Origin of the sequence: Cobetia sp. SIMBA_158, assembly GCF_046566945.1 — a bacterium.
GTDB lineage: Bacteria > Pseudomonadota > Gammaproteobacteria > Pseudomonadales > Halomonadaceae > Cobetia > Cobetia amphilecti.
This window is the reverse complement of record NZ_JAWJYL010000006.1, coordinates 229,235-240,359: the sequence shown is the minus strand read 5'-3', so window position 1 is coordinate 240,359 and position 11,125 is coordinate 229,235. Positions and strand designations below refer to the sequence as shown.

The following is an 11,125-nucleotide window of genomic DNA, read 5'->3' as shown; positions in this document are numbered from 1 at the left end:
AGGAGCGTTGCTCGATCACCTGTTCCGTAAGGAGTGCGGCGTATTCTAGCGAATCGCCCGGGATTGTCAATCGATGATGTCGAAGCGGACTTCAAAAACATCAAGCAAAACAATTACCTGCAAACCTTGTTTACCGCTGGTAACGCCATGCGTCCCCGGCAGCGGATGCGTACTTTACGCAGGAATCGGTTTGATGGCAAGGGCTTTGACGCAGAAAACAGCCACTCGCTTGGTCGATACTCAGACCGCCTTGCCGTCCGCGGGTCGTGACACTGGGCGCGCCTGCCAGCCACCACGCGAATGCGACTGTGTCTCAAGCGCCGCCTCCAGGCGCGCCTCCGGCAGCTGCATGACGCGCGCCAGCAGTGTCAGCAGGGCCACCTCTTCATCGGCCAGCGTCTGGTCGGCATGCACCACCTGGGCAAGCGCCGTGAACCAGCGCTGCTTGTCCATCGGACGCAGGTGAGCCAGCTGCGTGAGATGACGGCAGCGCAGCGCAGGGTTATCCCCATCCGGCTGCGACTGTGGATACGCAAGCGCCAGACCAAGTTCTGCACTGGCGTCTAGGAAGATGTCCTCGCGCAGCGTTTCATCGTCGATGAGTCCGACCATCAGCATGAGCCAATGCTGACAGGCCGGCTGGCATTGCTGCAGGGCCAGCGAGTCACTCTTGCGATCGATTCGCGGGTCCAGTGACTCCAGCAGCAACTGCCACAGACACCAGATGAACATGTCCTGCGGAGGTGTCTGCGCCTTGAGCATGCGATGCGCGCGCTCATCCGCTTCCCGCCAGCGCGGTATCAACCGGTTGAGCAAGGGGATCCACTCGACCCGCGGCAAGGACTCGAGCGCGCGCCGCGCCTCGCGCACGCGCTTGCCATCCAGCCAGTCATGTTGACGCTCAAGCTCGGTGAGCCAGACCCCACGCCGGGTGAGCTCCGAGGGCGCGATCATCGCCACCACCAGCTGCGGGCAGAGAAAGCGCGACAGCGTCAGGTTCTCGAGTTCACCCCGGGAACGCGACAGCTCGCCCATGACGGCCGCGCCGGCGATACCCGCCATGACCCCGCCAAGCACTTCTGCTCCGATGGGCCCCTGCTGCTCGAAGGTATGCACCGGTTGCTGGCGTGCGCTCAGATATTGCCTGTCCCAACGGGGCTCCAGGCGCTTGATGCGCTCATCCAGCGGCGGATGCGAGTCGAACCAGCCCGTCAGCCATGGCGGGCGCGCTTCGACGAAGAATAGGTGGTTGTAGGTCATGGCGCGCGGATGCCGGATGCGCCCCTGCCAGCCCATACCACCGATACGCTTGAGGGCCGAGGCGATGCCATCCGGGAAACGCGTCAGGCGCACCGCACTGGCATCAGCGAGATATTCGCTTGAGCGCGCGACCCCGCGTTGCAACAGCCTGCCGCCCAGCCCGCCGAGACTGCCGAGCAACCACAGCGCCACACCGACCAGCATCAGCTGTGGCATGCCGCCTTTCCTGTCGGAACCGGAGGAGCGCGCCCGGACCAACACGAAGCCGATGCGCCCCGCCCCCATCAGGAAGCGCCCCGCCTCGGAGAGAAACACCAGGCCGTGAACCGCACTCGCCAGACGCAGGTTGAGGCGAATATCGCCATTGGCGATATGGGCGAACTCGTGAGCGACCACGCCCTGCAGCTCGTTGCGATCCAGCTGCTCCAACGCCCCGCGACTCAGCGCGATCACCGCATCATGGGGCCGATAGCCTGCCGCGAAGGCATTGATCATCGCCTCATGCGGCAGCAGGAATAGCTGCGGCGTGGGCAGATTGGCGGCAATCGCCATCTCTTCCACGACATTCAGTGCCCGCCGCTCGCGCGAGTCCTGGGTCTCGACATCCACCAGCTTGCCACCCAGGCGTGCGGCCACGACCGCACCGCCCTGCTGCAGGCGCCGCAGCTCACGCGCCGCGACCAGGGCATTGCACAGGAAGATGATGCTCGCCACTGGCCAGACATATTCAAACGTCGTGGCGGCCGGGCGCCCAAGGAAACTGCTGATCGCGACATGCACCACGGCGCCGGCGGCAAGAGACACCACCAGCGACATGGCCGTGAAAGCCAGCAGCAATAGCCGCGTACGACGCCGCGCACTGTCCTGCTCATGATAGAAATTCATTCGCGCTCGCCATCTACCCAGTCAGGATCACAGCGCCAGACCGCTGCGAGAGAAGCATCAGCCATTCGGCTCACGAGAAGCTGACATCCGGGGCCTGGCGAATCTTCACGCTGTCATCGAAGGCCAGCAGGCCTGCATCACTGCGATGACCGAAGGTCGGCGCGAACACCACCTGCGGGAAGCTCTGACGATAGACGTTGTAGTCGGTGACGGCATCGTTGTAGGCCTGACGCGCGAAGGCGACGCGGTTCTCGGTGGCGGTCAGCTCTTCCATCAGATCGCTCATGGTCTGGTCCGCCTTGAGCTCCGGATAGGCCTCGACTACCACATCCAGCTTGCCCAGACTCGCCGCCAGCCCCTGCTCGGCACCAGCCAGGCTGGCCAGCTTGTCCATGCTGCCGGGATGCGCCGCTGCGGCATTCAAGGCGGCCATCGCCTTGTTGCGGGCATTGATCACTTCTTCCAGGGTGCCACGCTCATGACTCAGATAGCCCTTGGCCGTCTCGACCAGATTGGGAATCAGGTCATAGCGCCGCTTGAGCTGTACCTCTATCTGCGCGAAGGCATTCTCGTAGCGCGCCTTGAGGCTGACCAGCTTGTTGTAGATCGAGATCACGTAGATGACGATCAGCGCGATGGCGCCCAGCAGCAGAAATGTTTTCATGATGAGTCCCTTGTGATGATGCCTTTGCAATGAAGGCCCGGCAGGCGTTGTCCCGCTCTCCGGCGAGTCTTTGCAAGCGCCCCTGTCGATCTTCCTGTGCAATCCGCTTCCAGTTTACCCATACCGGATGACGGCACCAGTCAATTGGATGACTGATTGCCAACGGGGCATCATGCGGCCGGCAACCTCACGGCACCCAATGCGCCATGAACTCGTGTACCGGCAGTACCTCGAGTCGCTCGCGATCGCCCAGCAACGCCATCAAGGTGTCGCACCGCGAAGGCGGGAAGCAGGTGGCCAGATTGGCCCGACACTTGTCCTCGAGCGGGGCGAGTGACTCTTCACGCCGCCGACGATGTCCCAGCGGGTATTCCACCGTCACCTGCTCAGTGGCAGTACCATCGCGGAAAATTACCCGCAGGGCATTGGCGATCGAGCGCTTGCCGGCTTCCAGATACTCGCGGGTGAAGCGCGCCTCTTCCTTGACGACCATCCTGTCACGCAGCCGGTCGATCTCCGGGTGAGCGGCATGGAAGCCATCTTCATAGTGGTCCGCGTTCAACTCGCCGAAGATCAGCGGCACCGCGACCATGTATTGCAGGCAGTGATCGCGGTCCGCCGCATTGGCGAGCGCGCCCTGCTTGGAGATGATGCGGATCGCCGATTCGTGGGTGGTGATCTCGATGCGCTCGATCTCCTCGAGCCGGTCGCGCACCTCGGGATGGAGCCGGATGGCCGCCTCGGCGGCGGTCTGGGCATGGAATTCAGCCGGGAAGGAGACCTTGAAGAGCACGTTCTCCATCACATAGCTGCCCAGAGGGCGCGCCAGCGTCAGACGTCGCTCGTCTTCGGGCTTGAGCGCGAGATCGCTGTTGCCGTGACTGAAGGAGACATCATTGAAGCCCCACTGCGGCGCGCTGAGGGCACTTGGGACGCCCATCTCACCACGCAGGGCGATGTCCGCCAGCCGCACGCCGCGTGAGGTGGCGTCCCCCGCCGCCCAGCTCTTGCGCGAGCCCGCATTGGGCGCATGACGATAGGTGCGCAGACTCTGGCCATCGACGAAGGCGTGCGACAGCGCCGACAGCAACTGCTCGCGATTCGCCCCCATCAAGCGCGCCGACACGGCGGTGGTCGCGACCTTGACCAGCATGACATGGTCGAGCCCGACGCGATTGAAGCTGTTGTCCAGCGCCAGCACGCCCTGGATCTCGTGGGCCATCACCATGCTCTCCAGCACATCGCGCATCACCAAGGGCGGCTTGCCCAGCGCGACACTCTGGCGCGAGAGGTGATCCGCCACCGCCAGAATGCCGCCGAGATTATCCGAGGGATGCCCCCACTCCGCCGCCAGCCAGGTGTCGTTGTAGTCCAGCCAGCGGATGGTGCAGCCGATGTCCCACGCCGCCTTGACGGGATCGAGACTGAAGGCGGTGCCGGGCACCCGTGCACCATGCGGCACCACGGTCTCGGCCACCAGCGGGCCGAGATGCTTGGTGCATTCCGGGAAGCGCAGCGCCAGGATGCCGCAGCCGAGGGTATCCATCAGACACAGGCGAGCGGTGTCCATCGCCTCTGCCGAGGGACCTGAGCGCACGCTCTTGCCGGCCAGGCCATCTACATCCGTATCCGCATCCGTATCCGCATCCGCGGTATGCAGACCATCGCAATACCCCAGCACATAGTCGGCGATCTGCTGCAGCTCCGGGTCATAGTCTGGGCGCTGGTTGGCGCTGGCCTGATTGGTACTGGCCTGATTGGTGCTGGCCTGGTTGGTACTGACCTGAGTGGCGCTGAGACGGCTTTCGCCCGTCTGATCAGAGGATGGCGTGCTCATGTGTGATCTCCTGTCGTGGATCGTCTTTGCTCGCATGCATCTCCCGCGATACCGGCACGTCCCCCGAAATACCCGAGTCCGCACCACAGAAACGCGAAAGCCGGCCCTCTGCACATGCATGCCAGGCCGGCTTTCATCGGGATGCCGCAAGAGGGATATCAACAGAGATATATTGACAGTAGACCATCGCCTGCCAATGCCGGCGCTAGCGCATCATGGTCTCCGCCGGCACCCGCACCCAGCCTTCCATCAGGATACGCGCGCTGCGACTCATCACGGCCTCACTGACGGTCCATTCGCCCTCGCCTTGCTGGCCGTCACTGACCTGACCCGAGGGTGACTGACGATGGGCACTCGCGCCGACCCTGAGCGTGCCGGAGGGATGTCCGAAGCACACCGAGTCACGCGCGGTGCCATTCTGCCCAGATTCGGCCTCGGCCCCGCCAGCGGCGGCAAGATTGACCAGCGTGCCGGGTACCGCAGCCGCCGCGGCGATGGCGACGGCCGCGGTGCCCATCATGGCATGGTGCAGCTTGCCCATCGACACGGCGCGAATCAGCACGTCGATCTCGTCGGCCTTGATCTCGCGACCACTGGAGACGACGTGATCCACCGGCGGTGCCACGAAGGCGACCTTGGGGGTGTGCTGACGTCTGGCGGCCTCGCCCAGCTCCTGGATCAGTCCCATGCGCAGTGCGCCGTGGGCGCGCAATGTCTCGAGGCGTGCGAGGGCCTCGCCGTCTGCGTTGATCGCCTCCTGCAGCTCGGTGCCCTGATAGCCGAGATCGCGAGCAGCGACGAAGATGGTCGGGATGCCGGCATTGATCAGGGTCGCCTGGATTCGCCCGCCCGCGACCACCGATTCCGGCACTTCCAGCGTATCGACTACATTGCCGGTGGGGAACATGCTGCCCTCGCCGGCGGCGGGGTCGCGGAAGGCGACCGCCACTTCGGCGGCCGGGAAGGTCACGCCATCCAGGGCGAAGTCGCCGGTTTCCTGGACGCGCCCCTCGCACATCGGCACCCGCGCGATGATGGTCTTGGCGATGTTGGCCTGCCAGATACGCACCTCGGCGATGCCATCACGCGGCAGGCGCTCGGCCGGCACCAGGCCCTTCTCGATGGCGAAGGGCCCGACCGCCGCCGAGAGATTGCCGCAGTTGCCGCTCCAATCGACGAAGGGCGAGTCGATGGAGACCTGGCCGAACAGATAGTCGACGTCGTGGTCCGGCTGTTCGCTGCGACTGATGATCACCGTCTTGCTGGTACTGGAGGTCGCGCCCCCCATGCCGTCGATCTGCTTGGCGTAGGGGTCGGGGCTGCCGATCACGCGCAACAGCAGGGCATCACGCGCCGGGCCCGGCACCTGCGCCGCTTCCGGCAGCTCATCGTGCAGGAAGAACACGCCCTTGCTGGTGCCGCCACGCAGATAGGTGGCGGGGATCCTGAGCTGTGCCTGCTGGCTCATGCCGTCACCTCCGCCGCCTTCTCGCCCGGCGCCTGCGAGCTCAGGAAATCTTCGGCGAAGCGCTGCAGCACGCCGCCCGCCGAGTAGATGGAGACTTCCTCACGGGTATCGAGGCGGCAGGTGACCGGCACGCGCTCGAGCTTGCCTGCCTTGTCGCCGGCGGTGCGCTCGATCACCAGCGTGAGTTCTGCCCCCGGCGCCGGCTCGCCTTCGACGGCGTAGATCTCGCTGCCATCCAGCGCCAGCGTCTTGCGCGTGGTACCGGCGGCGAACTGCAGCGGCATCACGCCCATGCCGACCAGATTGGTGCGGTGGATACGCTCGAAACCTTCCGCGACGATGGCCTCGACGCCCGCCAACCGCACGCCCTTGGCCGCCCAGTCACGTGACGAACCCTGACCGTAATCCGCGCCCGCGATGATGATCAACGGCTGCTTGCGCTGCATGTAGGCCTCGATGGCCTCCCACATGCGCACCACCTTGCCTTCCGGCTCCAGGCGCGTGAGCGAGCCCTGCTTGACCTCGCGCTTGCCGTCCGCCCCTTCCACCACGGCCATCTCGTTGATCAGCTTGGGATTGGCGAAGGTGGCCCGCTGCGCGGTGAGGTGATCACCACGGTGAGTGGCGTAGGAATTGAAGTCCTCCTCCGGCAGGCCCATCGCGGCCAGATACTCGCCCGCCGCACTGCTGGCCATGATGGCATTGGAGGGCGACAGGTGATCGGTGGTGATGTTGTCCCCCAGCACCGCCAGTGCCCGCATGCCCTTGAGCGTCGGTGCGCTGGCCAGGCCGCCTTCCCAGTACGGCGGACGACGGATGTAGGTGCTCATCTCGCGCCAGTCGTAGAGCGGACTGGTCGTGTCGTCGCGATCCTGACGGGCCTCGAACATCGGGATGTAGACCTGACGGAAGTGGTCCGGCTTGACGCTGGAGCCGACGATGGCATCGATTTCCTCGTCGCTCGGCCACAGGTCCTTGAGCATGATCGGCGAGCCGTCCGGCGCATGCCCGAGAACGTCCTTCTCGATGTCGAAGCGGATGGTGCCGGCGATGGCGTAGGCGACCACCAGCGGCGGCGAGGCCAGGAAGGCCTGCTTGGCGTAGGGGTGAATACGGCCATCGAAGTTGCGGTTGCCGGACAGTACCGCGGTGGAATAGAGATCGCGATCGACGATTTCCTGCTGGATCGCCGGGTCCAGCGCACCGCTCATGCCATTGCAGGTAGTACAGGCGAAGCCGACGATACCGAAGCCGAGCTGTTCGAGTTCCGGCAGCAGTTCCGCCTCTTCCAGATACAGCTGCACGGCCTTGGAACCCGGCGCCAGCGAGGTCTTGACCCACGGCTTGCGCGTCAGCCCCAGCGCATTGGCGCGTCTGGCCAGCAGGCCGGCGGCGATGACATTGCGCGGATTCGAGGTGTTGGTGCAGCTGGTGATGGCGGCGATGATCACCGCGCCATCCGGCATCAGGTCGCGCCCGTCCTCGTCCTGCTCATGCTCGATCACCCCGGAGATGCCGCGTGCGGCCAGCTCGCTGGTCGGCACGCGACTGTGAGGGTTGGAGGGGCCCGCCAGCGTACGCACCACCGAGGACAGGTCGAAGGTCAGCTCGCGCTCATATTCCACCGCGCCTTCGATATGGCCGCTCTCGTCGGCCCACAGCCCGGTCTCACGCGCGTAGCGCTCGACCAGCGCGATGTTCTCCGGCTCACGCCCGGTCAGGGTCAGATAGTCCAGCGTCTGCTGGTCGATGTAGAACATCGCCGCCGTGGCGCCGTACTCCGGCGTCATGTTGGAGATGGTGGCGCGATCGCCCAGGGTCAGGCTGGCCGCGCCTTCGCCGAAGAATTCCAGATAGGAGGAGACGACCTTTTCGGCGCGCAGGAATTCGGTCAGCGCCAGCACGATGTCGGTGGCGGTGATGCCCGGCTGCGGACGCCCGGTGAGGCGCACGCCGATGATGTCCGGCAGACGCATGTAGGAGGCGCGCCCCAGCATCACGCTCTCGGCCTCCAGCCCGCCGACGCCGACGGCGATCACGCCCAGCGCATCGACATGCGGCGTGTGGCTGTCGGTGCCCACCAGGGTATCCGGGAAGGCGACCTGATGCCCCTTCTCATCGGCGCGCGACTCGATCACCGGCGACATCCGCTCCAGATTGATCTGGTGCATGATGCCGTTGCCCGGTGGGATCACGTCGATGTTCTCGAAGGCCTGACGGGTCCAGTCGATGAAGTGGAAGCGGTCCTCGTTGCGCCGCTCCTCGATGGCGCGGTTCTTGGCGAAGGCGTCCTTGTCGAAGCCGGCGTGCTCCACCGCCAGCGAGTGGTCGACGATCAACTGGGTCGGCACCACCGGGTTGACCTTGGCCGGGTCTCCTCCGCGCTCGGCGATGGCATCGCGCAGACCGGCCAGGTCGACCAGCGCGGTCTGACCGAGGATGTCATGGCACACCACGCGCGCGGGGTACCACGGAAAATCGAGATCACGCCGACGTTCGATCAATTGCACGAGGCTGTCACGAAACTGATCCGGCGGGCAGCGACGCACCAGGTTCTCGGCCAGTACGCGTGAGGTATAGGGCAGACCGGCGTAGGCGCCGGGGGCGATGTCTTCCACGGCGGCACGCGCATCGAAGTAGTCGACCGGGGTACCCGGTGACGCCGTGCCAGGCAGGGGTTTGCGATACTCGGTATTCATGGGCATCCGGACTCATCAGGCGGTCAAGAAAACGATCGGCCAGCACGCTGACTGGCCGAGGAAAGGGTCAGTCGCGCTGCTCGATGGGCAGCCAGTCGCAATGCTCCGGGCCGGTGTAATCGGCGCTCGGGCGGATGATGCGATTGTTGGCGCGTTGCTCGAAGACATGCGCCGCCCAGCCGGTCAGGCGTGAACAGACGAAGATCGGCGTGAACAACTTGGTGGGAATGCCCATGAAGTGATAGGCGCTGGCGTGGAAGAAGTCGGCATTGCAGAACAGCTTCTTCTCGCGCCACATCACGGCTTCGACGCGCTCGGAGACGGCGTAGAGCTGAGTGTCGCCCACATCCTCGGACAGCTTGCGTGACCACTCCTTGATGATGGCGTTGCGCGGGTCACGTTCACGGTAGATGGCGTGACCAAAGCCCATGATCTTCTCGCGGCGCTCCAGCATGCCGAGAATCTCGCGCTCGGCTTCCTCCGGTGAGCGCCAGTGCTCGATCATCGCCATCGCCGCCTCGTTGGCACCGCCATGCAGCGGTCCGCGCAGCGAGCCGATGGCCCCGGTCACGCAGGAGTGCAGATCAGAAAGCGTCGAGGCGCAGACACGCGCGGTGAAGGTCGAGGCATTGAACTCGTGCTCGGCATAGAGGATCAGCGAGGTATTTATCACCGCGGCATGCAGCTCGCTGGGGGCCTCGCCGTGCAACAGGTGCAGGAAGTGCGCGCCGATGGAGTCGTCATCGGTCTCGGTGTCGATGCGCACGCCATCATGGCTGAAGCGATACCAGTAATTGATGATCGACGGGAACACCGCCAGCATGCGGTCGGCCTGCTCGGACTGCTCATCGAAGCTCTCTTCGGTCTCCAGATTGCCGAGCATCGAGCAACCGGTGCGCATCACGTCCATCGGGTGAGCGCTGGCCGGAATCTGCTCCAGTACCGCCTTCAGGGCATCCGGCAGGCCACGCAGGCCCTTGAGGCGCGTGATGTAGGCGTCCAGCTCCGAACGATTGGGCAACTTGCCCTTGAGCAGCAGATAGGCGACTTCTTCAAAGCTTGCGTGGGCGGCGAGATCCTCCAGATCGTAGCCGCGATAGCGCAGGCCGGAGCCGGTCTGGCCGACGGTGCACAGGGCGGTCTCGCCGGCACTCTGGCCGCGCAGGCCGCTGGAGGCACTAGGGCTCGGGGTAGCGGTGGTATCTGACATGGCGCGATCTCCTTGGCAGTGACGTCATTGAGTTGTTCTTTTTCTTGTAGGGCATAAAGCGTCAAGCCCCTCGCCGGCCAGGCGTTTGCCAGCGAGGGAGAAACGGTCGGGCCGGAAGTGCCGGCCCGTGAAGCCAATGGCCTCCTGATGCGAGACATGGCGTCCGTCTCGAGCGTCTGGCATCAATCCTTGCGGCTTTCGGCCTCGAACAGGGTGTCCAGCTTCTGCTCGAAGGTGTGGTAATCGAGGAAGTCGTAGAGCTCCATGCGGGTCTGCATGTCGTCGACCACGTCCTTCTGGTCACCCTTGTCGTGGATGTTCTGGTAGACCTTGAGGGCGGCCGCGTTCATGGCGCGGAAGGCCGACAGCGGATAGAGCACCATCCGGCAGCCGACGTCGCCCAGCTCGCGCTGATTGAACAGCGGCGTGGCGCCGAATTCGGTGATGTTGGCCAGAATCGGCGCGTCGACGCCCTCGCAGAAGGCGCGGTAGTCCTCGAGGGTATGCACCGCCTCGGCGAAGATGGCGTCCGCCCCGGCCTCGACACAGGCATTGGCACGCGCCACGGCGGCCTCGAGCCCTTCCTTCTGGAAGGCATCGGTACGCGCGATCAGATAGAAGTCGTCGTCACGGCGGGCATCGGCGGCCGCCTTGATGCGGTCGACCATCTCCTGACTGGAGACGATGGCCTTGTTGGGGCGATGTCCGCAGCGCTTCTGGGCAACCTGGTCTTCCAGGTGCACGGCAGCGACACCGGCGCGCTCCATCTCCTGAATGGTGCGTGCGATGTTGAAGGCGCCGCCCCAGCCGGTGTCGATGTCCACCAGCAGCGGCAGCTCGCTGGCGGCGGTGATGCGGCGCGCATCTTCCAGCACGTCATTCATGCTGGTCATGCCCAGGTCCGGCAGGCCGTAGGAGGCGTTGGCCACGCCGCCACCGGACAGGTAGATCGCCTGATGCCCGACGCGCTCGGCCATGATGGCGGTATAGGCATTGATGGTGCCGACGATGGGCAGCGGACGATTGGCTTCCAGCGCCGCGCGGAAGCGGGCGCCGGGGCTTGGCAAGGCGGTGGAACTCAGATGGCGTGACATGACATCTC

7 protein-coding genes are annotated in these 11,125 nt (G+C 64.9%); all 7 read right to left on the bottom strand.

Going from position 1 to position 11,125, the window contains the following annotated elements:
• Positions 1 to 240: 240 nt before the first annotated feature.
• The 7 genes from R2R70_RS11745 to prpB all read right to left on the bottom strand — a co-directional run bounded on the left by R2R70_RS11745 (position 241) and on the right by prpB (position 11,117).
• Complete coding sequence (locus R2R70_RS11745) at positions 241 to 2,145, bottom strand: M48 family metalloprotease (protein ID WP_410978063.1); 1,905 nt, start codon at positions 2,143 to 2,145, stop codon at positions 241 to 243.
• A 70-nt stretch (positions 2,146 to 2,215) separates the two neighbouring features.
• Complete coding sequence (locus R2R70_RS11740; protein WP_410978062.1) at positions 2,216 to 2,809, bottom strand: LemA family protein; 594 nt, start codon at positions 2,807 to 2,809, stop codon at positions 2,216 to 2,218.
• 187 nt (positions 2,810 to 2,996) lie between these two features.
• Complete coding sequence (locus tag R2R70_RS11735) at positions 2,997 to 4,646, bottom strand: bifunctional 2-methylcitrate dehydratase/aconitate hydratase (protein WP_410978061.1); 1,650 nt, start codon at positions 4,644 to 4,646, stop codon at positions 2,997 to 2,999.
• A gap of 205 nt (positions 4,647 to 4,851) precedes the next feature.
• On the bottom strand, positions 4,852 to 6,114 hold the full coding sequence (gene prpF / locus R2R70_RS11730; RefSeq protein WP_410978060.1) for a 2-methylaconitate cis-trans isomerase PrpF: 1,263 nt from the start codon (positions 6,112 to 6,114) through the stop codon (positions 4,852 to 4,854).
• Positions 6,111 to 8,813, bottom strand: coding sequence for a Fe/S-dependent 2-methylisocitrate dehydratase AcnD (gene acnD / locus R2R70_RS11725; protein WP_410978067.1), 2,703 nt, complete (start codon positions 8,811 to 8,813; stop codon positions 6,111 to 6,113). Before acnD ends, prpF begins: the two co-directional genes overlap by 4 nt.
• A gap of 67 nt (positions 8,814 to 8,880) precedes the next feature.
• Positions 8,881 to 10,023: a 2-methylcitrate synthase gene (gene prpC / locus R2R70_RS11720; protein ID WP_410978059.1), complete on the bottom strand. Its 1,143-nt coding sequence runs from the start codon at positions 10,021 to 10,023 to the stop codon at positions 8,881 to 8,883.
• Positions 10,024 to 10,205: 182 nt separating this feature from the next.
• Positions 10,206 to 11,117 carry a methylisocitrate lyase gene (gene prpB, locus R2R70_RS11715; protein WP_043333964.1) on the bottom strand — a complete coding sequence of 304 codons (912 nt, stop codon included), beginning with the start codon at positions 11,115 to 11,117 and terminating at the stop codon, positions 10,206 to 10,208.
• Between the last annotated feature and the right edge of the window lie 8 nt (positions 11,118 to 11,125).

Bases quoted from the DNA above. Each gene is read 5' to 3' on its own strand.
- prpF (WP_410978060.1), bottom strand. From the start codon at position 6,114: ATGAGCCAGCAGGCACAGCTCAGGATCCCCGCCACCTATCTGCGTGGC.
- R2R70_RS11735 (WP_410978061.1), bottom strand. From the start codon at position 4,646: ATGAGCACGCCATCCTCTGATCAGACGGGCGAAAGCCGTCTCAGCGCC.
- R2R70_RS11740 (WP_410978062.1), bottom strand. From the start codon at position 2,809: ATGAAAACATTTCTGCTGCTGGGCGCCATCGCGCTGATCGTCATCTAC.
- prpC (WP_410978059.1), bottom strand. From the start codon at position 10,023: ATGTCAGATACCACCGCTACCCCGAGCCCTAGTGCCTCCAGCGGCCTG.
- R2R70_RS11745 (WP_410978063.1), bottom strand. From the start codon at position 2,145: ATGAATTTCTATCATGAGCAGGACAGTGCGCGGCGTCGTACGCGGCTA.
- prpB (WP_043333964.1), bottom strand. From the start codon at position 11,117: ATGTCACGCCATCTGAGTTCCACCGCCTTGCCAAGCCCCGGCGCCCGC.
- acnD (WP_410978067.1), bottom strand. From the start codon at position 8,813: ATGAATACCGAGTATCGCAAACCCCTGCCTGGCACGGCGTCACCGGGT.